Annotated in this window: 37 protein-coding genes; 18 read left to right on the forward strand and 19 right to left on the reverse strand. The window is 61.8% G+C overall.

Annotated elements, in window-relative coordinates:
- Positions 1-34: 34 nt before the first annotated feature.
- From LVY75_21975 to LVY75_21990, 4 genes are all read left to right on the forward strand, one after another.
- A complete protein-coding gene (locus LVY75_21975; GenBank protein ID XAZ21495.1) occupies positions 35-376 on the forward strand; it encodes a helix-turn-helix transcriptional regulator in 342 nt (113 codons plus the stop codon).
- 144 nt (positions 377-520) lie between these two features.
- Positions 521-1,000 carry a MarR family transcriptional regulator gene (locus LVY75_21980; protein XAZ21496.1) on the forward strand — a complete coding sequence of 160 codons (480 nt, stop codon included), beginning with the start codon at positions 521-523 and terminating at the stop codon, positions 998-1,000.
- On the forward strand, positions 993-1,760 hold the full coding sequence (locus LVY75_21985; protein ID XAZ21497.1) for a class I SAM-dependent methyltransferase: 768 nt from the start codon (positions 993-995) through the stop codon (positions 1,758-1,760). Before LVY75_21980 ends, LVY75_21985 begins: the two co-directional genes overlap by 8 nt.
- Positions 1,757-2,206 carry a thioesterase family protein gene (locus LVY75_21990; protein XAZ21498.1) on the forward strand — a complete coding sequence of 150 codons (450 nt, stop codon included), beginning with the start codon at positions 1,757-1,759 and terminating at the stop codon, positions 2,204-2,206. Before LVY75_21985 ends, LVY75_21990 begins: the two co-directional genes overlap by 4 nt.
- Positions 2,207-2,215: 9 nt before the next feature.
- Here the strand turns inward: LVY75_21990 and LVY75_21995 are convergent, their stop codons facing one another.
- Positions 2,216-2,668 (reverse strand): helix-turn-helix transcriptional regulator, encoded by a 453-nt coding sequence (locus LVY75_21995; GenBank protein ID XAZ21499.1) that lies wholly within the window; start codon positions 2,666-2,668, stop codon positions 2,216-2,218.
- Between the two features lie 111 nt (positions 2,669-2,779).
- Between LVY75_21995 and LVY75_22000 the strand changes: the two genes are divergently transcribed.
- The gene (locus LVY75_22000) at positions 2,780-3,517 is read left to right on the forward strand and encodes a hypothetical protein (GenBank protein ID XAZ21500.1); all 738 of its coding nucleotides are present in this window, start codon (positions 2,780-2,782) and stop codon (positions 3,515-3,517) included.
- Between the two features lie 15 nt (positions 3,518-3,532).
- Here the strand turns inward: LVY75_22000 and LVY75_22005 are convergent, their stop codons facing one another.
- The 5 genes from LVY75_22005 to LVY75_22025 form a co-directional block, all read right to left on the reverse strand.
- Complete coding sequence (locus LVY75_22005; protein ID XAZ21501.1) at positions 3,533-4,033, reverse strand: GFA family protein; 501 nt, start codon at positions 4,031-4,033, stop codon at positions 3,533-3,535.
- 100 nt (positions 4,034-4,133) lie between these two features.
- The gene (locus LVY75_22010) at positions 4,134-4,928 is read right to left on the reverse strand and encodes a transglutaminase domain-containing protein (protein ID XAZ21502.1); all 795 of its coding nucleotides are present in this window, start codon (positions 4,926-4,928) and stop codon (positions 4,134-4,136) included.
- Between the two features lie 109 nt (positions 4,929-5,037).
- Positions 5,038-5,238: a DUF3237 domain-containing protein gene (locus tag LVY75_22015; GenBank protein XAZ21503.1), complete on the reverse strand. Its 201-nt coding sequence runs from the start codon at positions 5,236-5,238 to the stop codon at positions 5,038-5,040.
- 132 nt (positions 5,239-5,370) lie between these two features.
- Positions 5,371-5,604 carry a hypothetical protein gene (locus tag LVY75_22020; protein XAZ25799.1) on the reverse strand — a complete coding sequence of 78 codons (234 nt, stop codon included), beginning with the start codon at positions 5,602-5,604 and terminating at the stop codon, positions 5,371-5,373.
- Positions 5,605-5,741: 137 nt separating this feature from the next.
- Positions 5,742-6,116, reverse strand: a complete 375-nt coding sequence (locus LVY75_22025; GenBank protein XAZ21504.1) for a VOC family protein — start codon at positions 6,114-6,116, stop codon at positions 5,742-5,744.
- A gap of 68 nt (positions 6,117-6,184) precedes the next feature.
- Here LVY75_22025 and LVY75_22030 point away from each other — a divergent pair, with 68 nt between their 5' ends.
- Positions 6,185-6,631: a MarR family transcriptional regulator gene (locus LVY75_22030; GenBank protein ID XAZ21505.1), complete on the forward strand. Its 447-nt coding sequence runs from the start codon at positions 6,185-6,187 to the stop codon at positions 6,629-6,631.
- Positions 6,632-6,676: 45 nt separating this feature from the next.
- Here LVY75_22030 and LVY75_22035 read toward each other — a convergent pair whose 3' ends face one another.
- On the reverse strand, positions 6,677-7,081 hold the full coding sequence (locus LVY75_22035; GenBank protein XAZ21506.1) for a PAS domain-containing protein: 405 nt from the start codon (positions 7,079-7,081) through the stop codon (positions 6,677-6,679).
- A 200-nt stretch (positions 7,082-7,281) separates the two neighbouring features.
- Entirely contained in the window at positions 7,282-8,001 is a 720-nt protein-coding gene (locus tag LVY75_22040) for a WYL domain-containing protein (GenBank protein ID XAZ21507.1), read from the reverse strand.
- A gap of 93 nt (positions 8,002-8,094) precedes the next feature.
- Between LVY75_22040 and LVY75_22045 the strand changes: the two genes are divergently transcribed.
- On the forward strand, positions 8,095-8,517 hold the full coding sequence (locus LVY75_22045) for a RidA family protein (protein ID XAZ21508.1): 423 nt from the start codon (positions 8,095-8,097) through the stop codon (positions 8,515-8,517).
- A gap of 65 nt (positions 8,518-8,582) precedes the next feature.
- On the opposite strand, the gene LVY75_22050 is transcribed toward LVY75_22045, so the two are convergent.
- Positions 8,583-9,167, reverse strand: a complete 585-nt coding sequence (locus LVY75_22050) for a glutathione binding-like protein (GenBank protein XAZ21509.1) — start codon at positions 9,165-9,167, stop codon at positions 8,583-8,585.
- Positions 9,168-9,291: 124 nt separating this feature from the next.
- Here LVY75_22050 and LVY75_22055 point away from each other — a divergent pair, with 124 nt between their 5' ends.
- The 3 genes from LVY75_22055 (at position 9,292) to LVY75_22065 (ending at position 11,021) form a co-directional block, all read left to right on the forward strand.
- Positions 9,292-9,660, forward strand: coding sequence for a helix-turn-helix transcriptional regulator (locus tag LVY75_22055; GenBank protein ID XAZ21510.1), 369 nt, complete (start codon positions 9,292-9,294; stop codon positions 9,658-9,660).
- 100 nt (positions 9,661-9,760) lie between these two features.
- Entirely contained in the window at positions 9,761-10,645 is an 885-nt protein-coding gene (locus LVY75_22060; protein ID XAZ25800.1) for an AraC family transcriptional regulator, read from the forward strand.
- Between the two features lie 184 nt (positions 10,646-10,829).
- Positions 10,830-11,021 (forward strand): DUF6494 family protein, encoded by a 192-nt coding sequence (locus tag LVY75_22065; protein XAZ21511.1) that lies wholly within the window; start codon positions 10,830-10,832, stop codon positions 11,019-11,021.
- 33 nt (positions 11,022-11,054) lie between these two features.
- On the opposite strand, the gene LVY75_22070 is transcribed toward LVY75_22065, so the two are convergent.
- Positions 11,055-11,591: a BA14K family protein gene (locus LVY75_22070; protein XAZ21512.1), complete on the reverse strand. Its 537-nt coding sequence runs from the start codon at positions 11,589-11,591 to the stop codon at positions 11,055-11,057.
- A 335-nt stretch (positions 11,592-11,926) separates the two neighbouring features.
- Here LVY75_22070 and LVY75_22075 point away from each other — a divergent pair, with 335 nt between their 5' ends.
- The 3 genes from LVY75_22075 to LVY75_22085 all read left to right on the forward strand — a co-directional run bounded on the left by LVY75_22075 (position 11,927) and on the right by LVY75_22085 (position 13,740).
- Positions 11,927-12,988, forward strand: a complete 1,062-nt coding sequence (locus tag LVY75_22075; protein XAZ25801.1) for a class I SAM-dependent methyltransferase — start codon at positions 11,927-11,929, stop codon at positions 12,986-12,988.
- Between the two features lie 134 nt (positions 12,989-13,122).
- Entirely contained in the window at positions 13,123-13,416 is a 294-nt protein-coding gene (locus LVY75_22080) for a hypothetical protein (GenBank protein XAZ21513.1), read from the forward strand.
- A 120-nt stretch (positions 13,417-13,536) separates the two neighbouring features.
- Positions 13,537-13,740 carry a hypothetical protein gene (locus tag LVY75_22085; protein XAZ21514.1) on the forward strand — a complete coding sequence of 68 codons (204 nt, stop codon included), beginning with the start codon at positions 13,537-13,539 and terminating at the stop codon, positions 13,738-13,740.
- A 190-nt stretch (positions 13,741-13,930) separates the two neighbouring features.
- Here the strand turns inward: LVY75_22085 and LVY75_22090 are convergent, their stop codons facing one another.
- The 4 genes from LVY75_22090 to LVY75_22105 all read right to left on the reverse strand — a co-directional run bounded on the left by LVY75_22090 (position 13,931) and on the right by LVY75_22105 (position 15,096).
- Positions 13,931-14,137, reverse strand: a complete 207-nt coding sequence (locus tag LVY75_22090) for a hypothetical protein (protein ID XAZ21515.1) — start codon at positions 14,135-14,137, stop codon at positions 13,931-13,933.
- Between the two features lie 39 nt (positions 14,138-14,176).
- Positions 14,177-14,419 carry a 30S ribosomal protein S21 gene (gene rpsU, locus LVY75_22095; protein XAZ21516.1) on the reverse strand — a complete coding sequence of 81 codons (243 nt, stop codon included), beginning with the start codon at positions 14,417-14,419 and terminating at the stop codon, positions 14,177-14,179.
- A gap of 28 nt (positions 14,420-14,447) precedes the next feature.
- Positions 14,448-14,738 carry a cold-shock protein gene (locus LVY75_22100; protein ID XAZ21517.1) on the reverse strand — a complete coding sequence of 97 codons (291 nt, stop codon included), beginning with the start codon at positions 14,736-14,738 and terminating at the stop codon, positions 14,448-14,450.
- Positions 14,739-14,886: 148 nt separating this feature from the next.
- Entirely contained in the window at positions 14,887-15,096 is a 210-nt protein-coding gene (locus tag LVY75_22105; GenBank protein XAZ21518.1) for a cold-shock protein, read from the reverse strand.
- A 512-nt stretch (positions 15,097-15,608) separates the two neighbouring features.
- Here LVY75_22105 and LVY75_22110 point away from each other — a divergent pair.
- Together LVY75_22110 and LVY75_22115 are read left to right on the forward strand one after the other, a co-directional pair.
- Entirely contained in the window at positions 15,609-16,121 is a 513-nt protein-coding gene (locus LVY75_22110; GenBank protein ID XAZ21519.1) for a GNAT family N-acetyltransferase, read from the forward strand.
- Positions 16,122-16,344: 223 nt separating this feature from the next.
- A complete protein-coding gene (locus tag LVY75_22115) occupies positions 16,345-16,719 on the forward strand; it encodes a hypothetical protein (GenBank protein ID XAZ21520.1) in 375 nt (124 codons plus the stop codon).
- Between the two features lie 24 nt (positions 16,720-16,743).
- On the opposite strand, the gene LVY75_22120 is transcribed toward LVY75_22115, so the two are convergent.
- A complete protein-coding gene (locus tag LVY75_22120; GenBank protein ID XAZ21521.1) occupies positions 16,744-17,283 on the reverse strand; it encodes a GrpB family protein in 540 nt (179 codons plus the stop codon).
- 507 nt (positions 17,284-17,790) lie between these two features.
- On the opposite strand from LVY75_22120, the gene LVY75_22125 reads away from it, so the two are divergent.
- Positions 17,791-18,567: a phosphodiester glycosidase family protein gene (locus LVY75_22125; protein ID XAZ25802.1), complete on the forward strand. Its 777-nt coding sequence runs from the start codon at positions 17,791-17,793 to the stop codon at positions 18,565-18,567.
- A 17-nt stretch (positions 18,568-18,584) separates the two neighbouring features.
- On the opposite strand, the gene LVY75_22130 is transcribed toward LVY75_22125, so the two are convergent.
- The gene (locus tag LVY75_22130) at positions 18,585-19,133 is read right to left on the reverse strand and encodes an isochorismatase family protein (protein XAZ21522.1); all 549 of its coding nucleotides are present in this window, start codon (positions 19,131-19,133) and stop codon (positions 18,585-18,587) included.
- A gap of 149 nt (positions 19,134-19,282) precedes the next feature.
- Positions 19,283-20,278, reverse strand: coding sequence for an AraC family transcriptional regulator (locus LVY75_22135; protein ID XAZ21523.1), 996 nt, complete (start codon positions 20,276-20,278; stop codon positions 19,283-19,285).
- A 201-nt stretch (positions 20,279-20,479) separates the two neighbouring features.
- Between LVY75_22135 and LVY75_22140 the strand changes: the two genes are divergently transcribed.
- Together LVY75_22140 and LVY75_22145 are read left to right on the forward strand one after the other, a co-directional pair.
- Positions 20,480-21,250, forward strand: a complete 771-nt coding sequence (locus LVY75_22140) for an alpha/beta hydrolase (protein XAZ21524.1) — start codon at positions 20,480-20,482, stop codon at positions 21,248-21,250.
- Between the two features lie 170 nt (positions 21,251-21,420).
- Positions 21,421-23,028: a GMC oxidoreductase gene (locus tag LVY75_22145; protein ID XAZ21525.1), complete on the forward strand. Its 1,608-nt coding sequence runs from the start codon at positions 21,421-21,423 to the stop codon at positions 23,026-23,028.
- 125 nt (positions 23,029-23,153) lie between these two features.
- Here LVY75_22145 and LVY75_22150 read toward each other — a convergent pair whose 3' ends face one another.
- Positions 23,154-23,579, reverse strand: a complete 426-nt coding sequence (locus LVY75_22150) for a pyridoxamine 5'-phosphate oxidase family protein (GenBank protein XAZ21526.1) — start codon at positions 23,577-23,579, stop codon at positions 23,154-23,156.
- Positions 23,580-23,826: 247 nt separating this feature from the next.
- Positions 23,827-24,420 carry a TetR/AcrR family transcriptional regulator gene (locus LVY75_22155; protein XAZ21527.1) on the reverse strand — a complete coding sequence of 198 codons (594 nt, stop codon included), beginning with the start codon at positions 24,418-24,420 and terminating at the stop codon, positions 23,827-23,829.
- Between the last annotated feature and the right edge of the window lie 63 nt (positions 24,421-24,483).

Here is a 24,483-nt window from a genome sequence, read left to right on the forward strand (position 1 = left end):
TTTACCTACCCCGCCCCGGCAACCGGGAACGAGCATGGACTGTCGTCCAATCAGCCAGATGCTTGGCCGCATTGGTGACAAGTGGACGATCATGACGATCACGATGCTGCTGGATGGCCCGAGGAGATTTAACGAACTGCGCCGGCTTATCGGGGGCATCAGCCAGCAGATGCTGACACGGACCTTGCGTGCGCTTGAAAACGACGGTCTCGTTTCCAGAAAAGTCTATCCGACAATCCCGCCTCAGGTGGAATATAGCCTTACCACCCTCGGCAGGTCGCTTGCCGAGCCTTTGACGCAGCTGACGCGCTGGGTTCTGTCGAACATGAGTGAAATTGAGCGCAACCGCCTGGAGGCTGCCAACGGTTCCCGCTAGATGAGAGCGCCACGAAAACGTTCGTCGCTTATCCGGGCCTCGTCATCCCCATCAATCGGCTGGCTGAACGGCAAATTCCGCGCCGGCCATGTGAATGAAGACAGGCACTTGAAATTACATTAGCGCTAATATAATTTCCTCTCCATGAGCGACAAAGACAGGCCCGGTCTGGGCGAACTCCTTCGATATGTCGGCGAATTGGTGGACCAGGGCGCAGCCGAGCGGTATCGGGCCATGGATATTGACTACCGCCCCCGCTATACGCCCGTGCTCCGTGCCCTCAGCGCAGGAGCCGTCACGGTGACTGATATCACGACCGCCAGCCGCCTCACGCAAGGGGCGATCAGCCAGACCGTGAGCCTGATGCTGAAGGACGATCTGGTCGTTCGGCACGATCTGGAAGACGGACGCAAGAGCGGCCTGAAACTGACCAGGCGCGGCCTGGAACTTCTGAAGAGGCTGGAACCCCATTGGGAAACGACGTTCCGCGCCATCGGCGCGCTTGAGACGGAAATCGGATTCCCGCTGCTCGAGATGTTGGGAAGCCTTGCGGCCGCCCTTGAAAGACAGGGCTTTGCCGACCGGCTGGCGGATGCGGAACGTGCAGGAAAGACGGATGACTAGGAACACCTCGACAACCACTGCGAAAAACTGGTTCGACATGGGCGGCAGGGCCTATGCGTTGTTCAGACCGGAATATCCGGCCGGGCTTTCGAAGTTTCTGGCTGAGACCGTCGGCGGCAGGGGTTGCGCGGTCGATGTCGGATGCGGCACCGGGCAACTGACGCGACAACTCGCGGAGCATTTCCACAAGGTCATTGGCATCGATCCCAGCGAAGACCAGATCGCCAATGCCCAGGGTCCTTCGAACGTCGACTATCTCCGTGCCCCCGCAGAACAGCTCCCCCTGCCCGACGCAAGCGCGAGCTTGATCACCGCAGCGCAGGCGGCCCACTGGTTCGACCGCCCGCGTTTCTACGCCGAGGTCCGCCGTGTCGTCGACGACGGCGCGATCATCGCGTTGCTCAGTTATGGCGTGATGCGGCTTGCACCTTCCGACCTGCAGCACCGGTTCGACAGGTTCTACAGCGATGAAATCGGTCCCTACTGGCCGCCGGAGCGCAAGCTTGTGGATTCCGGCTATGCCGACATCGAGTTTCCATTCGAAGAGATGCCCTATCCCGAAATGACGATCGATCGTGTCTGGGAGCTTGGAGAATTCCTGGGTTACCTGTCGACCTGGTCCGCCGTCCGGCGCGTGAACGAGGCCGGGCGCGACGATATTCTGGAGGGCTTCGTACGCGATGTCTCGTCCCTATGGGGCGAGCCAACGCGGAAGCTGCCGATTTCCTGGCCGATCAATATGCGATTGGGCAAGATATGAGACAGTCCGCCGAACTGCCGCCACTCTTTGTCGGGCTGCGTCATGTGGAACGGCTGCGTGTCGCCCCCATCCATACGGTTCCCGAGATCGACGATTCCTGGCCCGGTTTTCGTGACATGCCGCCGGTGCTGGCGACAGCAATCATGATTGCCTTCATCGAGCAGACCTGTGTGCAGGGCCTTCGGCCTTTCCTTCGTCAGGGACAGCGCACCGTCGGCACCCATGTCAATGTCAGTCACGTCGCGGCAACGCCGGTCGGAATGAACATCACCGCGGAAATCGAACTGGCGGAGATCGACGGAAAGTCGCTCCTGTTCAACGTAACATGCCGCGACGATGCCGGTCTTATCGGTGAAGGAACGCATCGGCGCGCCGTCATCGAGATGGAGCGCTTCATGAAGAGGCTTGACGAGAAGCGCCCTGCGCCTGCAACGAAGGCTCCCTAGGGGCTGGGCTCAACGATCCCGGGGATCAATGCGAAACTGTCGGGATTCCAGAGGCCGGCCGTCTCGGGCCGCAAGCTGAAGCTTCTGCAAGGGTTGCCGGTTCAGGCTGTCCACGATCGCATAGTTCAGTTCACCCTCTGCAAAGCAATGCTCTTCTCCCCATTGCCAGAGAGCGACGAGGACCACGCTCAGCTGGCGGCCTTTCGGCGTCAGGAGATAGAGATGGCTGAGTGCGGAGTCAGGGTCCGGCTCCACCGTGAAGATGCCCTCCTCCACGAGCTTTCGCAGGCGAACCGACAGGATGTTCTTTGCGAGCCCGAGGCTCTTCTGAAACTCGGAAAACCGTCGAAGCCCCTTGAAAGCCTCCCTGATGATGAGGAGCGACCACCAATCACCGACGGCTTGCAGAGACCGCGCGATCCCGCACTGGGCATCCCCCATGTCAGTTCGCTTGCCCTTCATTTTCCCGCCTTTCATCCGAATTACGGTTGCAAAGTTAAACCATATCGGAATAAATGTCGATAGGTTTCAAAATTAAACCTTTATGATCATCACGAACCGGAGGCTCTAGAAGTGACCGACCTATTGGATCTCGCAATCGAAGCGCATGGCGGCCTGCAACGCTGGCAGCAGATCGAGCAATTGCATGCACATATCAAAGTTGGCGGCGCGGTCTGGCATGTGAAGGGCTGGCCGGATGTCTATGCCGACATCCGCACCTCGGTCTCAACCCGTCGTCCGCACACCGAATTCACCCCCTTCCTGGAGAAAGGGCAGCATTGCGTCTGGGAACCGGAGCAAACATCTATCGTTGCTGACAGCGGCGACGTCATCGAGCATCGTGCCGCGCCGCGTTCCCTATTTGAAGGACATACGATCACCACACCCTGGGACCGGCAGCACCTGATCTATTTCACCGGCTATGCCATGTGGACCTATCTGACGACGCCGTTTCTCTTCACGCTTCCCGGTTTCAGGACGGAGGAGATCGAGCCGTGGCAGGAAGAGGATGAAACCTGGCGCCGGCTGAAGGTAACCTTCCCGCCGACCGTCCCCAGCCATTCCACCGTGCAGACCTTCTATTTCAATGCGGACGGCCTGTTGCGGCGCCATGACTACAGCGTCGACATCATGGGCGGCACCAGGAGCGCCAACTATGCGAGCGACCACAGGAGTTTCGCTGGCTTGATAATCCCGACGAAGCGCAGGGTTTACGCAACCGGCCCGGACAACCGGCCGATCCTCGATCGGGTCGCCGTCTCGATCGATCTGCTCGACGTCGGCATCGAGCCGCAGCCTGCCCACTCGTGAGAGGCGGAAAAGGAGTCAGCCATCACGCCCCTTGACCATCCATGAACTCGTATCGTGGTCAGGGTGCTGGTTGCTGCTCTCCTTGATCGCCGCAGCCCAGTCGGCACCGTTGGTTTCGGTGGCACCGGTATTTTCAATGCCCGTGATCGTATCGAACCACCCCACCATGTTCTCGGTACAGGTGCTGGCATGCGGCGGAAAGGCGTGCGGATCGTCGAGCGAACCGATCATCAGATTGGTGCGGCCGTTTTCGAGGTGGTGGAAGAACAAGGGCGTGCCGCAATTGGCGCAGAAGCCGCGCTCGACAAGCTCCGAGCTCTTCCAGACTTGAGGCCTGCCGCGTGTCCAGGTGAGCGCATCGTCGGGCGCGGCGACAAGCGCGGCAAAGACGTTGCCCGAGGCTTTCTGGCACATGCGGCAATGGCAGAGATGCGAATTGTCGTGCATCGCGGTTGCGTGGTAGCGCACGGCCCCGCACTGGCAGCCGCCGCTCACTTCCCTCTCGATACGCTCCATTTTTCTCCTCCTTCAAAACGCGGGCTTGGGGTCGATCTCTTTTAGGTTTTCGCTTTTTGATCGTCCAGCACAGCCGGCCTCTCCAGCCACGTAACCAAACCTAGGCCAGCCAGTCCGGTTTGCGGGCGACGAGCGACTGATACGGGCGGGCGGCGAGATCATCCAGCCATGCCAGCTCATCGGGTGGCACCTGCCGGCTTGCCTCCGGTGCCTCGCGCCAGCGATCCCATTCGGAGGTCTCCCGATCGTTCAGGACAAGGTGGTCGCGCAGGACATTGATCTTCAGGAACCAGAGACCGATCGTGCCGCCATGGCCGAAGCTTGCGGGCTCGGCCTCTCCGCGGCGGCATGTCAGCCAGGCTTCCCCTGCCATGAGGAAAGCGCTGCGGGGCATGTCGGCAGCGTCGAATTCAATGTGTTTCCTGCGTCTCAGCATCGCGTCAATCTGTGCGTCGGCAAGCCGCCACTCGCCCGTCCCGCCATCCCGATATTCGCAGATCCAGTGATCTTCCCACTCCGCCGAAAAATAGGATGCGAAGCCGCATCGCACACGCGCGGGAACGCCCTTGCTGCGGAGAAATGCACAAAGCATCAGCGCAAAATCCCGGCATGTTCCAACGGATCGCCTGTCGGCCGGCCGCGCCTGGGCAAGGGGTCGGTCGTCGCGCTGCATGATGTCGGCAAGCCGTTCGGCGATCGGCAGGGTCTGGCGCGCGCTCGGCCCGAGCTTCGAGGCGTCGAGACCATAGTCCGCAAGCCAGCTGGAATGCACCAGCAGGCCCTGGACGATGCCGGCGAGATGCCCGACCTCGTCGGGGAAAGCTGCGATAGCCTGCGCCTGTTGGCCGGGGTCGGACATCGGCGTGTGGGCGGTCCATCGGTCGAGGCAGGTCATGCTGGCGCTCCCATTGACGGCTATGGGCGCCAGCAAAATCCATCATCGAGCCGCCGGCAAGGTCGGGAAACCGGCCATTCGACCACATCGCCGCCGTCGCGCAGCGAATTCATAGAATCTCGAACACATCGTATTCGACACCATCAGCGAGACACTCATCGGCGCTCTGGGAGGAGCGCCTCACGCCGCGACAGGTCATCAGGATCAGACCGCAGTCGTCAGCGGCAAGCAGGAGCCTCACATCCTCCTGAAACATACCGTCCGCGCGTCCGAGAAGGAGGTCGGAACCGATCAGCGGCGACGTCGTCATCGACGTGATCCGGAAGGCCGCCGCAGTTTAAAGCGCCCGTCAGGTTTCCAACGACTCGAGAGAGGCCGCTGTAAAGTGGCCTCTCGCAAGCCTTTTTGCCGCCATGCCCGGTGAGCCGGTCAGCCGGCCTCTTCAAGCCGAGTATTTCACCGTCACGCCGCGCTGGCGAAAATATGCCTGCATCAGCTTCCTGCCTTGACGGTTGTTCTGCACGAGCCTGGCCGGATCGAATACCGCTTCTTTCAAACCCGCCCGAGCCAATGCCGCCTTGAGTGCAGCGATGTGTGTGTCGAGGTCGGCATTATCGGCATGCAGCGATTCATAGATGCGGTTTGTTGCATCCGCTACGGTCAGTTCGCTCACAATTGCACTCCTGTCATTGTCTGGCTGGCGCGCTTAGCACCTTTTTCGGCTTGATCCTATCGCAATGACAAACGTCCATGTCGATGGGCGCAACCGATTGGAAGATTGCGCCTGCATCCCGGTCCGTCCGGCCACGGCTTCTACTGCTTCGCCAGGACAGTATGCGCCGTGATCGTATAGCCGAACGGATCGACGAAGGCGAAATAGCGTCCGAACGGACCGTCCTTCGGCGGGAAGGCTATGGGCACGTCGCGCTCGCAGAGATGCGCGTGCAATTCGTCGGCATCGTCGCAGCCGAACCAGATCGCGATGCCGACCCCGAGCTTGTCCGTATCGTCAAAGTCCCCGATCGGCGTGCGGACGGCGAAGGGGATGGGCTGCGTTTCGAAAACAACCGCACCCGGAGGGGCTTTTGCCGAAGGCGTGAGCCCGACAATATCCTGGTAGAAGGTCCGTGCGGCGTCCAGATCCCTTGTCTGAATCCCGATGAAATCCGGTCCAATGAGGCGAGCCATGAGCTGTCTTCCCTTTTTATACCTGCCGCAGTATCGTCAGGGGCCTGATATAATATAAGGACCCTGATATGTCCAGCCTGATTGATCCCCCGGTGGATGACACCTACCGTTCGCTCGGATATGCGCTGAAGCGGGCCCAGCAGGCGCTGCGGGGCCATCTCGACAATGAACTTCGAAACATCGGATTGACGACCCCGCAATATTCGGTGCTGGCGGGGCTCGAGTTCAACGCGGGCCTGTCAAGCGCGGAGCTGGCGCGGCGCGCCTTCGTGACAGCGCAGACGATGCAGTCCATCATCGCCACACTCGAACGGGACGGCCTCGTGAAACGAACCGCCCACCCGGTGCATGGCCGGGTCCTGACGACCGAACTCACGCCGGACGGCCGGTCGGCATTGCGCGCGGCCCACGAGATTGTCGCCAAGGCGGAAGCCCTGACCCGAGACGCCGTTGCGCCCGGCGATCCGGAGGTCATCTATGCAGCCTTGCTGCGGATAGCAGAAGCCATGCGGTGACCTCCGCATCGCAAGCGACCGGCGCGGATCGACGGCGACAGCCGTCTAATGCGCCACCGGTTTGGCATCCTCGCAGTCGGTCACCGGCACGACGATGCCGGAATAGAGCACGGGCGAACCGCTCTGGTCGCGAAAGGCCCGGCCGAAGGCCGCGACCGTCCGGTAGCGGCCATCGCTGCCCTGGACGCGATAGATGTTCTGCTGGGCAATTTCGGCGACGATCGCCTGCGAGATCGTCTTTGCGAGATCCGGCTTGTCATCGGGATGGACACGCTCAAGATAGTCTTCCAGCGGCAGGCCTCGCACCGTGGCGTCGGCATCCATGCCGAAAAGCTCGGCGAGCGCGCTGTCTGCGAAGACGAGATTCCTGACGATATCCCAGGTATAGATCCCCGCATCCGAGGCCACTTCTTCGACGATCTCGAACGAGTGAACGGCTTTGCCAGTCATTGCCTGCATGTCCCTGCGACTATTTTAGTCGAAACTAAAGGTTTGACGGGCAACTTCAAGCTAGGGCCGACCGCAATGCGGGCACCATGGAAACGCACCCGGCCGCCGTTGCTGCATCAAGGGCCAGGTTGTCGTCGAGCCAGCCTTCCGGCGTCCCGCATCTCAGATATTCGGCTTCTGCCCTGGCCCTTCGCCGATGCTCAGCGCGCCATTTCGCTGAACGGACAGACATCGTCCTCGAAGGGCACGTGCCTTCGACGAAACTGCGTGCCCTCCACGATCTCCGGCGCGCTGATCCGGTCCATGCGAAAATGCCGGAAATCCCCGCGCGCGGCATCCCAGCCGACGAGATACCAAAGTTGCGGCAGGATGAGCATGGCCTGCGGTTCGGCCTCGCGCAGCGTTTCCATTCCCCTGGCATCACGGTAGCGGAACCGCAGATGCAGCCGCTGCAGAAACCCCGTCTCGAAGGCCGGCAACAGCCCGGAATCGATCGACCCGATGTCGGAAATATCCTGTCTGGGCGACAATTGCCCGACATAGAGGCAGTCGAGAAGCCGGCGCAGGTCCCGCACTTTCTCTGCCGAAAGCGCCTTTTCGATCTTCGCAAGCCCGGCATCGGCGAGATCGGAGAAAGGAAGGGAGCGTGCCGCGCGCATGGCCGCCACGCTGATCAGGAGCGCAAACACCTCTGTGACCGAGAGCCGGGCCGTGGTCTGCACCGATTCCGGGTCGAGCTGCAGCCCGCCACCGCGGCCGGATTCGGAATGGATGAGAAAACCCTGCTCGCGCAGCGCCCCGATGTCGCGCAGTACCGTTCGCCTGGAAGCACCCACCTCCTCTGCCAAATCATCGACTGTCGAGCTTCCGTTGCGCCTGAGGATGCGCACGATGGCGTCGTGTCTGAGGCGGATGTTCATTTGCGCCCCCTGGAGCTTTCCCGATATTCGGTGCCAAAATCTGGCACCGATTTACCTTAGGCGTGTCATGGCAACCCGACAAGGAGACAGACCATGACATCCCATCAAACTCTCGCCGCAACGCCTGTTATCGTGAACCCCTCCCATCTTCACGACCCGACACCGCACGGCTACAGCACGGCGGTCATCGCCCCTGCGGCCGGCCGGCTGGCCTTCATCTCGGGCCAGGGCGCTTACGACCGGAACGGCGCTCTTTCGCCGGATTTCGCTGCCCAGGTGGAACAGGCTTATGCGAACCTCGCCGCCGTCATCGCAGCACTTGGCGCCCGCCCCGACCAGGTCGTGAAACTGACCGTCTACGTGGTCGGCCACGATATGTCGAAGCTCGGCATACTGACCGAGACCGTCACGCGCATGTTCGGCGACAGGCTGCCGGCACAGACGCTGGTTCCGGTGCCGAGACTCGCGATCGACCCCATGCTCTTCGAGGTCGAGGCTGTCGTCCTCCTGGATTGAGCGGCCGCCCGCGTGAAGAATGGCTGGCCGGCTGAGTACCTTCGCCGGCCAGCCGGACCGCCGGATCAGCCGAGCCCCTCCTCGGCAAGGGCCTGCGTCACCGAAGGCAGCGTTCGCATATGGGCGAGGAACCTGCCGAGCGCCTCCGGCAGTTCGACGCCGCTCCTCGGCGCGACCGTCAGCACCCAGAACAGGTAGCAATCGGCAATCGTCATCTCGTCGCTGACCAGGAACGTCTTGTCGCCCATCTGGCCGGCAAGGATGGCGAAGGACTGCGCGAGCTTTTCGCGGGCGCGCTCCTTCTCCGGCTCCGGGAAATTCCGGAAAAAGGGCTGGTACCGTGAGTGGATCTCCGACGACATGAAGGCGAGCGCCTCGAGCGCGCGCCAGCGTATGATGCCGTCCCCGGGCAGCAGCTTGCCGCTCTTCTCGGCGATATAGGCCAGGATGACCTGGTTCTCCGTCAGGATCGCTCCGTCCTCGAGTTCGAGCGTGGGAATGTAGCCCTTGGGGTTGATCGACAGGAAATCGCGCCCGTCCTCCGTCGTCTTGTCATGCCGGATGCTGGTGAGCCTGTAGGCAAGCCCGGCCTCGATGAGCGCGATATGATCGGCAAGGCTGCAGGCGCCGGGATAGTAGAAGAGGTTCATGGTGGTCTCCTGGTGGTGACCCGCCACGCCGGCTTCGCCGCGAGACAAGGTCTCAGTTGTTGACCACGGCCATCCATGGGACCTAAAATTATCCGTCAAAAGCATATCTTTGGGAGCTGGTCAGATGGATGTGACTGCAAGGCCGGCAGGCGCCGACTGCAGGGGTGTCAGCGAGATCCTCAGCCGGGTCGGCGACAAATGGACGATCCAGGTCGTCGTCGCACTTCGGCTGGGTGCTCTCCGCTTCAACGGGCTGAAGCGCCAGATCGGCGGCATCTCGCAGCAGATGCTGACGCGAACGCTGAAGACGCTGGAACGCGACGGCATGATCGCCAGAACCGTCCACCCCAGCACCCCGCCGCAGGTCGAATATACCTTGACCCCGCTCGGCCATTCCCTGTCGGAAACCGTCCGCCACCTGGCCGACTGGGCAGCTGAAAACAGGGGCAGCATCGAGGACAACCGCCTGCGCTACGACGCCGATCATCCATGAACCGGCCTGCCTGCTTCCGGTCCTTCGCCAGAACCGCAAGATCGGTCGAGCGGATCGCCCCTGCCCGCGTTTAGTTGGAGCCGCCACGGAGGACGGAATGATGAAGGCGGCGCTTCGAAACTACCATGCCCGGATGCAGCGGGTGCTCGATCACATAGACCGGCATCTGGATGACGATCTGGACCTGGACGCGCTGAGCGCTATCGCAGCCTTTTCGAAGTTTCACTTTCACCGGCAGTTCTCGGCAACCTTTGGTCTGTCGGTGCATCGCTATGTCCAGCTCGCCCGCTTGAAGCGCGCTTCGCACCATCTGGCGTCAAACGGCGACCAGAGTGTCACCGACATAGCAATGGATGCCGGTTACGGTGCACCGGATGCCTTTGCCCGCGCCTTTCGGCAACGGTTCGGGCAATCGCCTTCCTCGTTCCGGAGATCGCCCGACTGGGCTCCGTGGCTTGCCGCCTTCAGGCCCCTCGAAAACGCAAGGAGCAAGCTCATGCAGATAACCTATGAAGAAGACGACGTGACGATCCGCGAAGTGCCGCCAACCCCGGTGGCGATCCTGGAACACCGGGGCGACCGGGCAAATCTCGGCACCAGCATCGAGCGGTTCATCGCCTGGCGCAAGGCCGCCGGCCTGTCACCGGAGACGAGCCCCACCTTCAACATCTTCCGGTCCCCGAGGATCCCCGCCAATCCGGCGGATTACAGCATGGACATCTGTGTTGGCACCGACCGGCCGATCGATGCCGACGACGAGGTGATGAAATCGGGCGTGATCCCGGCCGGCCGCTGCGCGGTCATCCGCGTCGTTCACGACACCCACAACCTGGAGCCTGCAGCCCTCTATCTCTACCGGGACTGGCTTCCGGCAAGCGGCGAGGAAGCCCGCGATTTCCCGATCTATTGCCAGCGGCATTTCTCCTTCTTCCCTGATGTGCCGGTCCATGAGGTCGTCGTGGAATTGTTCCTGCCGCTGAAGTAGCCGCCCCGGCGACGGCCTGCCCTTCCGAGACCAGGGACGGGCGGGCCGCTTCAGGCTGTGCTTCCCGATGCGATGATCAGTCGATCTCCCGGCTCGCGCTGATTATCGCCACCGCACATCCCGTCAAGCTTTCCCGACCGGCCGCCTTCCCGTACAATCCCTTCATCACATGGGGGATTTCATCATGAGCGAAGACGCCTTCAACATGTCCATCCGCAAGTTCCTGAAGGAAGTCGGCGTGACCTCGCAGCGCAAGATCGAGGAGACGGTGCGCGACGCGCAGATCGGCGGCAAGAAGCTGAAGGTCCGCATGACGCTGACGGCGGAGGGCACCGGCCTCAACCACGTGGTAGCAGGCGAAATCGAACTTCCCTGAAGCCTGTCGCGATCTCCACGCTGTCAGCGGCTATCAATATTGAGGCGAGACGCACGCCTGCCTTGGGCCGTGATAGGGCTGGAACGTGTTGTCGTAAGCCCTGTAGGACCGGTAACGCGCAAAGCACCAGCTTACATGGCCGTTGCCGCCATAGTAGGCCCGGGGATAATAATAGGTCCGGGGATAATAGTAGCGTCGTGCATAATATCGCGTCGAGCCGTAATAGTACGGACCGGAATAGCCGCCGTAGTAGCCGGGATCATAATAGCCGGAGCCATAATATCCGGAGCCGTAATATCCGGGCTGCGCCAGCATTCCGCCGATGATCGCGCCTGCGGCCAGGCCGCCGAGCGCCCAGCCCCAGCCATCGCCGCCATGGTGGTGGTAGTATCGGCCGTGACCGCCATAGTAGCCGCCGTGATAGCCGCCATAGTAACCGCGGTAGCGTACCAGTTGCGCCTGCTGTGCCTCGACATCAGGGGCGGCGGCCATGGTGGGAAACGCCTCGGCCGGCAGTGCGCTCGCCAGCGCCGTTGCCAGCGACAGGGCAATGATTGAGAGCCTCTTCATTGGCTTCACCTCCGTCTGCATCCGCCGCGCGTCATTATACCGCGGAAAGGACGGCGTGGCACTCAATTTCCGGGCCTGACTGGTGCTCCTGGAGGGCTGATTTCAGTCGGCATTCCTCCCGTCCCGACAGCATCGGTCCGAAGACCGGCCGCAACTTCCGGCAAGCCTGACGTGACGTTTCAATGTGGAGCATCTTCACCCGGTCCCCTAACCCGAATGCAGCATTGACTGCCTGCCGCTCCGGCCTAGAATCATCAGCGGGTCGAACTGTCGGACTGGGGCTGGCGCATCTTGAGGAGGGTGCCATGCAGAAAACCGATAAGCAGAAAACCGATATGCAGCAACCTGACATGCAGAAAGTCGATGCACTCGTCGGTCGCCTCGTGGGCGATCTCGGCGCCAGTGTATCGGGCGTTCTCGTCGTGCTCGGCGATCATCTCGGGCTGTTCCGGGCGATGATGGACGGGCGGCCGCGCTCCTCTATGGAGCTTGCGGAAACGACCAGTCTCACCGAGCGCAATGTGCGCGAATGGCTCGCCGCCATGGCGGCTGCCGATTACATCACCTATCACGAGGCCTCGAACAAATTCGCCATGACGCCCGAGCAGGCGCTGGTCTTCGCCAATGAGGAAAGCCCCGCCTTCTTCGGCGGCGCCTTCGAGATCGTGCAGTCCATGTGGATGGACGAGCCGAAGGTGGAGGATGCCTTCCGCACCGGCAAGGGCCTCGGCTGGCATGAGCACAGCACCTGCCTTTTCCGCGGCACCGAGCGCTTCTTCCGGCCGGGCTATAACAGCCATCTCGTCACCGAGTGGATCCCGGCGCTGAAGGGCATGAAGGAAAAGCTGGAAAGCGGGGCAGAAGTCGCCGATGTCGGCTGCGGCCACGGCGCGTCGACGATCCTGATGGCCCAGGCATTCCCGAAATCGCATTTCCACGGCTTCGATTATCACGGTCCGTCGATCGAGCGGGCAAAGCGCGCCGCAAAGGACGCCGGTGTGGCCGACCGCGTGACCTTCAGCAAGGCATCGGCCAAGGATTTCCCGGCCGGCGACTATGATCTGGTGGCCATGTTCGACTGCCTGCACGACATGGGCGACCCTGTCGGGGCCGGCCGCCATATCCGCGAGACGATGAAAAAGGACGGCACCTGGATGATCGTCGAGCCCTTCGCCCATGACGGGCTGAAGGACAACCTCAACCCCGTCGGCCGCGTCTATTACGGCGCCTCGACGATGATCTGCACGCCCGCCTCCATGGCCCAGGAAGTCGGCCTCGGGCTTGGCGCGCAGGCAGGCGAGATGAAGCTGCGCAAGGTGGCGCTGGATGCCGGATACCACCACTTCCGCCGCGCCAGCGAGACGCCGTTCAACATGATCTTCGAGGTCAGGAACTGAACGGACTTAAGTGAGATGCCGGGTGCAGGCTCTGACAGCGAGCATGTCGGAGCCTGGGCTCGCGCATGTTGGTCATTTGCCGTTCTGCCAAATCAGAATAGGCTCCATGCGGCGAATCTTGCCCCGAGAGCCCGATGACCCTGTTCTGGATTGCATCCCTTCCCTTCATGGCGGTCTTCATTGCCGCCCTGGCCATCGGGCGCGCGAAAAGCCTCTGGCTGCCGATCGCGGTTGCAGTTGCTTCACTGGCCGCAGGCACGCTCTGCCTTCATTCGATTGTGGTCGCCCCGACCTGCGCGACCGGTGAAAGCGAATGCCTGGGCGTAACGGTGATCGCCTATCTAATCGCTGTCTTCTGGTGCGCGCCGAGCATTGGATTCGTGCTGCGACTTTACAGCCACGTGCGTTCGGACTTCCGGCGCAGGTAGGTTGCCCGCTCCCGGGACCGGAACTAGTTCGCAAGCTCTTAAGTATTCATTCAACAACATGCTGTGAAGCGGGAACTATAACCGATTGCGCCGGTTATATTCGCAGCAAAGGATAAGGCCATGACCAGGGTCCTGAATTCACGCACAATCATTATTTCGGCAGATCGTCTTGATGATTGCAAGGAATACCTCGGAACAGACTTCCACCAGCTGATCGACCATGCTCTGAGCGTCGGCTGGTCCATCGACGAGGTCATTGTCGCACTCAGCGGCCTCGCAGAGGAAGAAATCGCCGTGCCGGAGCGAGCCGTCACCTTGCATTGAAATCCGCAACCGATCGCCATCATTCAGAAGGCCGGGCTTTAAAACCCCGGCCTTTTCGTGATCGCTCTGGGAATGTGGCCTGCAATGATTTGGCGGCCTCCACGAGGCCCGGCGCCATCACCAAACACAAAAAACGGCGCTCCAGAGAGCACCGCTTTATCATGCCATGGCAAGGCGAGGCACAGAGGCCCTAAGCCTTCTTGCCCGCTCTCGGCTTTTTCGGCGGCGCCTCGACCGCCTCCTGCGCGAGCCTCAGCGCGCGCAGCTTTTCGGTCTTCTTCTGCCGGGCGACAGCTTCGCTTTCGAGGATGCCCTTGGCGACAGATGTCGTCTGCTCGGCCTTCGCCTGCGGCGAAAGCTTTTCGGGCTTGAAGAAAGTGTCTTTCGTCTCGGTCATGTTTCCTCCTTGTCGATGGAACGGGAGACCGGGAAGGCGTCAGCGGCCGCGAGCAATCACCTTCTTCTTCGGTGCCGGCAGCAGGCCTTCGCGCTGCGCCTGCTTGCGGGCGAGCTTGCGGGCGCGGCGGATCGCTTCACCCTTTTCGCGGGCGCGCTTTTCCGACGGCTTTTCATAGGCGCTGCGTTCCTTCATTTCGCGGAACACACCTTCGCGCTGCAGCTTCTTCTTGAGCACGCGGAGGGCCTGATCGACATTGTTGTCTCGGACGAGTACCTGCAAGTTTTCTCCTTAATCAGCGTAGCTGCTGTTACTTCCTGATGCGGATCACGTTCGAATTGATCCAGCTCGATTTCGGCTTTTCGGGCGCCGCCTCTGCTTCTGGAAGCGAAGGCGACGAAGGTGATGCCTGGACGTCGATGTCATCCTGGCGGATGCTGCGCTCGAAATTCTCGTTCTGAAACCGAACGCGATAGTGGACGAAGCCCTGCGCGGCCGGCAGAATGGACAGAATGTCGCCGGAGCCCGAGGGCTGCGCGCCGCCGAGAACACCATGCTTGAGCATGATGGTGTCACCCGGACTGTAACGACGATATGCCATGCCGTTCTACCCTCATGCAATGAAAAATAAAAGGCCGGGACTGCTCCCGACCTTCCCAGATCCTGACTTTTTTCAGGCCAGGCCCTGGCCTCGGTCAACGTCTCCGCGCGCCAGTACATCCGTGGTCGCGCGAAGTCGTGACAAGTTCTTATTCAGCGCGGAGGTTGTCGGCAGAGCTCTTGCCCGAACGGCGGTCCTGCACGATTTCGTAGCTGATCTTCTGTCCGTCTGCGAGCGAGCGCAGGCCAGCGCGTTCAACTGCAGAAATATGGACGAAAACGTCGGTGCCGCCGTTATCCGGCTGGATAAAACCGAAACCCTTGGTGGCGTTGAACCACTTGACTGTACCTGTATTCATAACGATCTCCTTTCAAAGCAACCGTTGAAACTTCCCGCGATACCCTGCGGGCTTGGGTCGATTATTTGGAAGGAAATCTGACGAGAGCAAATAGCTCCGCAACGACGTCACAAGCAATGGTCGATAACGGCAATATAAGGTCAATTTTAAATTTGGCAACAGATTTAGGCACAAAAACTTCGAATCACCTGCAAGTTTCTGTTGTAATATACTGATTTTTCTATGGAATATTATTCGTTTAGCGACCGTTGGCAGGCGTGCTGCGGTGCACCACCCCTGTCCGTGAGCCTCCTTGCCGCGATTCGCCTCCGGCTTTCCGACACCATTCAACCTTGCTCGGCGTCCTCGTCGAACGGTTGGTGACCAGGTGGCTATCAACTGTTCGCAAGGGCGGCTGACCGCACACGGCGGGCTCATCGCCCACGCGGCATATGGCCTTGGAACCGGCCGCGATGTAGGAAGGATCCGGGCGCCGCTCCCGCGCCTCCATTTGCAAGACCACTGGAACCCATATGGCGAAAAAGCCGGTTGAACATGCAGTCAGGATCCGCCCCGCCACATCGGCCGACATGGATATTCTCGGCGGCTTCGGCGCCCTGCTCGTTGCCCTCCATCACGAACTGGACCCAAGGCGCTTCATCGAAGCCGCCAAGAGCACCCCGCTCAGATACGGGCAGTTCCTCAAAAGCCAGCTCGCAGAGCCCGATGTTATCGTGATCGTCGCCGAAGACGACAGCGGCCTCCTCGGATATGCCTATGCCGCATCGGAGGGCTTCGACTACATGTCGCTTCGCGGACCGGCGGGCGTCATCCACGATCTCTTCGTCGATCCCGGCCGCCGCCGCGAAGGTGTCGGCCGGATGCTGCTGGAAGCGGCGATGGCCCGCTTGAAATCCCTCGGCGCCGAACGCTTCGTGCTCTCGACCGCCCACCGCAACGACGTCGCCCGCAGCCTCTTTAGCGCCATGGGCTTCCGCCCGACGATGGTCGAGATGACGCGAGAGGCGGACGAGGCTGACGGCTGACCAGAGCCAAAACCACACGTCCCGACCCCTTCACCGGTACCCGGCTACCTTCCTGCGGCATCCGGACCTCTCGCCTATATGCGCCATTGCGAATAAAATTGTGCAGTGCTGCTCTCCCGGCTTGCCCTCGCCTTCCGTTGACGGTTTTAGGGAACTTCCGGCTGCAGGGAGGATTCCTTAGATGACGCTCCCCTCGCCCTTCCTTGCACGGCAGGAGTGGACCATGGCAAAGGCAACTGATTTGAAGACCATCCGAGCGCTTGCGATCGCGCTTTGCGCCGCCCTGCTTTTCAGCGGTGCGGCCAAATGGCCGGACTTGCCGAGCTCGGGCTTCCTGATCGGCCGCAGTGCCGCCCCTGAAGATGTCGACAACGGAACGGCGATCTTTGCCACCGGCGAGGATGCCAGGAACTACGGAAAGCCGATCGACATCGAAATCCCGCAATACGGCTATTTCCGCCAGGAAGACAAATACGTCATCATCCTGCAGGCCGAGAAATACGACGGCAAGAGCATCATCGGCGCCGAGACGTTCGACGGCGAAAAAGTGGTCGGCCTGATCGACGAGTTCGAATTGCTGGGTATTCACGCCAAATAGCCTGGATCACCCGCGCAGCGCCATCTACGCGTCCGACTGTGCCGGAGCCCAACCCGTCTCGGCCGCCCAGCGGTCCGCCCGGCGGATCACTGCCCAGAGATGATCGGCCTTGCCGTCCGTATAGGCCTTCCGATCGTCCCCATGGGCAGCGACGAGCGCGTGCTTGAGTGCGATATAGGCAGGGTGTTCTGCTGCATGGGCGCGCATGTAATCGCGAAACAGCAATGCCCATTGCTCGTGCCAGCTGCCGGAACGCCTGATATGGATATGCATGCGCTCCTGATCGGGACTTTCACGAAAATAACGTTTGGCGCGATCCGGATTGTCCTGCCGCCACACATAGCCGATGGCATTGAGCGGCATCAGCAGCCGCTCGAAGGGTTCGAATCCGGCCACAGAAATCTGCATATCGATGACAGGCTTGGCGGCCATGCCCGCTATGGCGGTGGAGCCGATATGATCGATCCGCAGCGCGACATTTCCAAGCGCCCGGCGAATATCCACGGCCTTCGCCTGGAATTTCTCTGACCAGAGCGGCGACCAATCGGCAATCTCGATCGTCATGGCTGATGTCCCGGCTGTTGCGGAAAAGGATGCCCGACCGTGAATGTGAGCGCCTGCACCTGATGAGCCCAGGATAGACGGTTTAGGCCTCCGCGCAACGACCGCCAGGTTGGCGGCGCTCGCAGCGGAAGCGAACGACATAAAAAAAGAGGCTCGTCGGGAGAGACGGCCTCCAAGGTTGCGTCAAGTCGGCCCAGCTCCACAAGGCCGGCTTCCACTCTAGCCCTTAGCCAGGCAACCGCCACCCCCAATCGGGTGAGATACGCGAAGATTTTCGAGAAAACTGAACGGATTCAACGGTGATTTACCTTACGTGAACCCCGCGGCCCGGGGCGCCATCGCCTTACCTTAGGTCAGCACGGCGGACCTGCGGCAAGCTTCGCAGGCAGGGATTAAATTGCTCCCCGCTCTCGCCTTCTTTCCCGGTCATCAGCTACGAGTCATCAGCTACGAATTATCAGCCACGAGTCGGGAGATGCCATGCTTCGCACCATAATCGCCTTTGCCATGCTCCTTGCCGGTGCGTTTGCCGCGAAGGCCGAGGCGCCCGATGCGGCCGGCGCGCCGGCGCCGGCAGACCCTTGCACGCGCCAGAATTTCGAGGGCGGCAGCTATATCGTCTGCAGCGTCGATCCCGCAAAGGCGGATCTGCGCCTCTTCTGGAAGGATGCCGGGGGCAAGCCCTATCGCAGGTTTTCAGGCGTCGCCGATGCGGTTGCCGGTGAAGGACAGCGGCTTCTCTTTGCCATGAATGCCGGCATGTACCGCGAGGATTTCACGCCGCTGGGGCTTTATGTCGAGGATGGCAGGGAGCTGGTAGCGGCCAATGTCGAAGCGCCGCCCAAAGTGTCCGGCCCGGTGCCGAACTTCTTCAAGCAGCCGAACGGCATCTTCTATCTCGATGAGACCGGCGCCCATATCATCCCGACCGCCGATTTCCTGAAGCAGAAGGCGAAGACGCGCCTCGCCACGCAATCCGGCCCGATGCTGCTCGTCGCCGGCAAGGTCAACCCGATCTTCATACCGGGCTCGACCGACCGCACGCGGCGCAACGGCGTCGGCCTTGCAGCCGATGGCACGCTCCGCTTCGTCATCAGCGAGGGCAACGTGAATTTCCACGATTTCGCGAGGTTCTTCCGCGACGAGCTGAAATGCCCCGATGCGCTCTTCCTCGACGGCGGCAACGGCACCGGCCTCTACAATCCGGCGCTCGGCCGCAACGACACATCCTGGCACGGCGGCTACGGGCCGATCGTCGCGCTGGTGGGCGGCAAACCGGATTAGGCCATCAGGCCGCCCCGTCAGGCAGGCTGCATGGCCATCAGCTGCCGCGTCTCGACGATCTCGGCGAAATCCGATTTCAGGTGCGCCATCGTCACGTCGAAGATTTCCCGCGCCGAGAGATCGGCATCCGGCAGGTCGAAGCCGAGCACCGCGTCGCTCACGACGCTCATCTTGAAGCCGAGGTCGCTGCCGGCGCGCACGGTCGTGTTGACGCAAAAGCCGGCGACCGCCCCCGTCACGACAAGATGCGTGATGCCGACCTCGTGCAGATAGCCCTCGAGCTCGGTGGAGGCAAAGGCCGACGACGTGGACTTGACGAAGACGGGCTCGTTCTCCCGCGCCTTCGCGCAGGGCATCGGCTGGTATCCAGGCGCTTTTTCGTTGAGCGCCGACCCTTCGGCGCTATCGCGGTGACGAACATGGATGACAGGCTTTCGGGCGGCACGAAAGGCGCCGGCAAGGGCTGCGATATTTTCTCCCGCCTCGCCGTTCACGCGCTCGCGCCCGGCATCGAGCCGCTCCTGCATGACCATCTGCATATCGATGATGAGGAGTGCGCTGGTCATGGTTCCCTGGTCCTTTGCCGCTTGGAGGGCTTTGGAAAAGTTTAGCATCTGCTGCCGGCCAAGTCGCATGCAAAACAGGAAAACGGGCTCGACGGGTCATCACTTCTGCGACAGCAGACAGGAGCCTCAATGCCTCGCCCAGCCGGCGATCATGACAGGGCGGCTTCGACGTCAGCCTCGTCGAGATCAGCCAGCGACGTCTGGTCAGGACGTTCCCCGGGCCTTGGGCCGGCTTCGACGCGCCGAGCTGCCCGATAGCGGCCGGGCGACAGGCCGTGGTGGCGATGGAACAACTTCGAGAACGCCGCGACGGTTTCGTAGCCGACGCGGCTTGCGATCCGGGCAATCCCCTCATCGCTTGATTCCAGCAGGAACGCAGCCTCCGACATCCGCCGTGCGATCAGGTAGCGCTGCATGGACTGCCCGACGAGCTTGGTGAAGCGAGCCGAAAACACCGAGCGGCCGAGCCCTACGCGATGTGCGAGGTCGCGAAGTGTCCAGGGCCGATCCGGTTGCTCGTGGATCAGCTCGAGCGCTCGCCCAATATAGGGGTCCGCCATCGCCCCAAGCCATCCGCCTTCTCCCGGCCGGAGGGATTTGATCCAGCTTCGCAACACCTCGACGAAGAGCACCTCCGTCATTCGCGACAGCGCGACGCGTTGGCCGGGACGTGCAAGCGCCGACTCGCTCACCATGCGGCGAAGGATAGCCTCGAGCCAGTCACCGTCCATCGCCGGCTTCAAGAGAAGGACGGGCGGAAGCAGTTCCATCACGCTGCCGCGCGCCGGCCACGACAGGATGAAATTGCCGCAGATCATCGTCGAGAGCGGCTTCGTGCTGCCTCCGTGATGAACGACGCCAAGATGCGCGGGTCGGTCGAGGTCCGTCACCAGGAAAGGCGTCGTTCCGCTATCCGAGTAGATCAGATGGGGCTCGCCGCGTGTGATGACGACGAGATCACCCTCCGCCATCAAGAGTTCTTGCCCGTGTTCGAGCGCAAGCGTGGCTGAGCCGCGACTGAGATAATGGAACAGGGCGTAGGGCCGCTGCGGCATGGCCAGGTTCCAGGGATGACCGAGCTCGAAGTGAAAGAGCAGGGTTCCGCTAAGGCGAACGCGATCGAGCACTTCGGCGAGGATGTCCATGTCTGATGTTAATCCGCCGTACGGTCGGACACAATATCCGGACGATCGGGGCCTAACCTCCCGGAACTCTTCGTATTATTTCGTGTCGACGTGAGCCGACAGGCCACCCAGCAAGCAATCTGGAAAACTGCCGCAACACGTACCCAAGCGCCTGCCCTTTTCCATGGGGCGGGGTTGTCGGCATCCCAACAGGAGCAAGCAATGCGAAATAGACTACTCTTAGCCGCCACCGTTCTCGCCGCCGGAGCAGCGTTTGCCGCACCCGCCCATTCGGCCAAACTACCCGAGGGCGCGGCGCACAATATCGTGCTCGTCCATGGCGCTTTCGTCGACCAGTCAAGCTGGAAGCCCGTTGCCGACATTCTCACGAAGAAGGGCTATAACGTGACGCTGGTCGAAAATCCGCTCACGTCGCTGGCTGCGGATGTCGATGCCACCAAGCAGGCACTGGCAAAGCAGGATGGCAAGACCGTCCTCGTTGGTCACTCCTGGGCCGGCGTGGTCATCACGCAAGCCGGTGACGAACCCGAGGTCTCGGCGCTCGTCTACGTCTCCGCCTTCGCGCCTGACGTTGGAGAATCCCTGGCGTCCCTGGCCGCGCACGGCCCGGCAACCGAAGGCACCAATGCCATTCATCCCGACGACAAGGGCAACCTCTATATCGATCCCAAGGTGTTTCCGACGGCGGTCGCCGCCGACCTTCCGCTGAAGGTCGCCGAATCCCTCGCAAATTCGCAGCTTCCGCTGAACCACACGGCCTACGAGGCTCCGGTCGATATCGCGGCCTGGCACGACAAGCCGACTTTCTATGTGATCACCACGAAGGACAGGGTGATCGCGCCGGAGGCCCAGAAACTGTTCGCGGCCAGGATCAAGGCCAAGACCACCGAGGTGGCCGGCAGCCATGCCTCCCTCGTCGTCCACGCGGACGAGGTCGCCGCCGTCATTGAAAAGGCCGCGCTCGCGAAGTGACGATCCTGCTCCCGGTGCCACCGTGCCGGGAGCAGCTTTCCCCGCGCCCCACCCCAGACAGCGCCCCAAAGATATCGCCCAAGACAACCAAGGGCTGAAGCCTCACAAAATACATTACACGCGCCGAAAAATGCGGCTATGATCCCGCCATCATAAGCCGGGATGGTGAAATGATTTCGTCGCTTCAAAACCTGCTTGCGGGACGTGTCGACGTTTGCGTCGTCGGCTCGGGGCCCGTCGGCCTGGCGCTGGGCATCGCGCTTGCCCGCTCCGGTCTGTCTGTCGCGCTGCTTGAATCCGGCGGCAAGACCATTTCAGAGAGGACGAACCGGCTGGCGGCAGCCGCCTCCATCAGCACCGACCACCATGCCGAAGCGAGCCTGACGATCCGCCGCGCGGTCGGCGGCACCTCGAAAGCCTGGGGCGGCCGCTGCGTCGAGTTCGACGACAGCGATTTCGATGGCAGGCCGGCGCGCGGCGATGCCCGCTGGCCGATCGAACACAGCGCCTTCAGGGCCTATTACGACGATGCCCGCGCCTTTCTCGGCGCCGAGCTGCCGGCAGTCGATATGCCAGACATGGACGGCGAATTCGAACCCTCGATCGAGAGCTGGGCCCGCGAGCCGGATATGGCAAAAGCGCACGGAGCGCTGATCGAAAGCCTGCCGAACCTGCACCTCGTCACCCAGGCGACCGTGATCGGCCTCGATCTCGACCGCGAAGGCGCCCGCACGAAACGGCTGATGGTGTGGCATCGCGGCAAGCTGCATTCGCTCGGCGCCACGATCTTCGTACTGGCCTGCGGCGGGCGCGAAAATGCCAGGCTGCTGCTGGCCGCACAGGAGATCGCGCCGCGGCTTTTCGGCGGCGTCGATGGCCCGCTCGGGCGCTATTACATGGGGCATCTGGCCGGCGAGCTTGCCCGCATCCGCTTTACCGATCGCAGCTTCATGGAAAAGATGTTCTTCCGCCGCAACGGCACCGGCGCCTGGTTTCGCGCGCGGCTGATACCGAGCATCGCCCTGCAGAACGAGCGCGACCTCCTGAACAGCGTCTTCTGGCTGCGCAGCCCGCCGCTGGAAGAGGTCTATGCGACGGCGGGCGCGCGTGCGACGCTGAACCTGTTCAAGGCGATCACCGGCAGGCGCAAGATGCGCCGCATGTCCTTCAAGTCGAAAGTATCCGATACCACCTCGCTGTCCGATCTCGTCGCAAACCCGGTGCAAAGCTTCAACGCCGCCCTGCAGCTGACGACATCAGCGCTCAAATCCGAGCGGCAGCCGAATTTCTTCGTCAAGAACGGCGAGCATCTCTACTGGCTCGCCTATCACGGCGAACAGCGGCCGGTCGCGTCCAACCGCGTACGGCTAAGCTCCGAGGTCGATGAAACCGGCCTGAAGCGGCTCGCCGTCAGTTTCGACTTCGACGAGGAGGATCTCGCCTCGCTGATCAGGTGCCACCATGCGCTGGCGGAATGGATCGGCACAAGGCAGATCGGCACCTTCGAATGGCTTCACCCCGAAGATGGCCTGCAAACCGCCGTCCGCCGCCAGGCGCTCGACGGCTATCACCAGATCGGCCTGACCCGCATGGGCGCCTCGCCCCGCTCGAGCGTGGTGGACGGCAACTGCCGCTGTCACGACCTCGAAAACCTCTATGTCGCCGGCAGCTCGGTCTTTCCGGTGTCAGGACAGGCCAACCCGACCTTGCCGGCAGTGGCGTTGGCCTTGAGGCTGGCGGATCATCTGAAGGGGGAATTGCGGGCGGCGGGGGCGTGATGGTGCGCCTTGAGGCACCCCCTCTGCCTTGCCGGGCTGCAGGGGTCGAGCCACGGGTCTCGACCCGTCCTTCGCCCCCCACAAGGGTCACGATTTAACCGACGCCCCCGAAACCGTTCCGCCTCTCAGAATTGAACCGCGATCAGCTCGGGAGGCTCCTTGTTGAAATCGGAATGTCGAATCCACCGCGGCACCGCTTTGAACAACACGGCCCCTCTCTCGATGAACTCCCTGGCGGCCGGAAGGCTGTTGAGATAAGCGTCCTGGTATTGTTCGATATCCGCGGCAGGAACTATTGTCGCCTCACCTTCGTATTGAACCGTGATATTGTCGTCCCATCCGACAACGAACGCGACGCCGGGACGCTCGGCGAGATTGTCGAACTTTCGCGTATGCGTGAAAGTGCTGAACACGATCTCAAGATTGTCGCGCACCGAGAGGTCGATCGTAGCAGCCTCCGGCGTTCCATTACCATGGCAGGTCGCAATGACCGCCAGGGTGTGCTTCCTCAGGAATTCAAGGATCATGCGTTTCGTATGATCTTCGTCCATTGGCTCATCCCCCGGTGAGTATTCTCGATTTTTGTGCAGTTCCGTTTGACAGCCTGCCGGCCTCAGTGGAGTTTGGCCGGATGCGCCGCGAGCTTGAGAGATAGGCGTTCACCGCCCGACCCGGCCATTGATGCGTCCGTTCTAATCCCGTGCCTTCCAGGACGATTAACACATTGCTCGTCCTCGTTCGATGGTGGTGGGCGGCAACTGCCCGGAGATCGAACGGGCAATCGTCGACCGGGCAATGTCAGCCACGGCTGCGCGAATGACCTCCCTCATCCACGATCGCCCGAACGACCAGCGCGATGCGCTCGTCCCGCATGCCGGGCCTGATGCGCCCTGCCCGTTCGAGCGCGACAAGCCCGTGAAGGGCTGCCCAGAATGTCTCGGTCACGATCTCCGCATCGGCGCAGAACGGAGATACCGCCGCGGCCAATGCCTCGAAACCGGCCCGAAGCTCCGGCCGCGTCTCGGCTTCGGCGAAGCGCAGCTGGGTCGGGAGGACAAACATGGCCTCGTAGAGCGACGGGCGGCTTTGCGCGAAGTCGAAATAGGCTATGGCAAGATCGGTCAGGGCCTCCCGCCTGCCCTTCGCCCCTTCCGCCGCGGCGCAAAGAGCGGCCGCGAGCTCCCTGAAGCCCTCGATTGCGACGGCTGCCACGATCGCATCCCTGTTCTCGAAATGCGAATAGAGAACCGGCTGGCTGTATTCGATCTCCTTGGCCAGGCGGCGGATCGTGACGGCCTCCCATCCCTCGCTCTCGGCGATGCCACGGGCTGCCACGACGATACGATCTTCGCGATCGGCGCGCTCCCGGCTTTTTCGCTCTGCGATACCCATTCCAACCTCCATGCCCTGCCGCGTGAATGCAGAGATAATATCACGGCTTGAATATCTAGCAAC

Source organism: Sinorhizobium sp. B11 (assembly GCA_039725955.1).
In the GTDB taxonomy this organism is placed as follows: Bacteria; Pseudomonadota; Alphaproteobacteria; order Rhizobiales; family Rhizobiaceae; genus Rhizobium.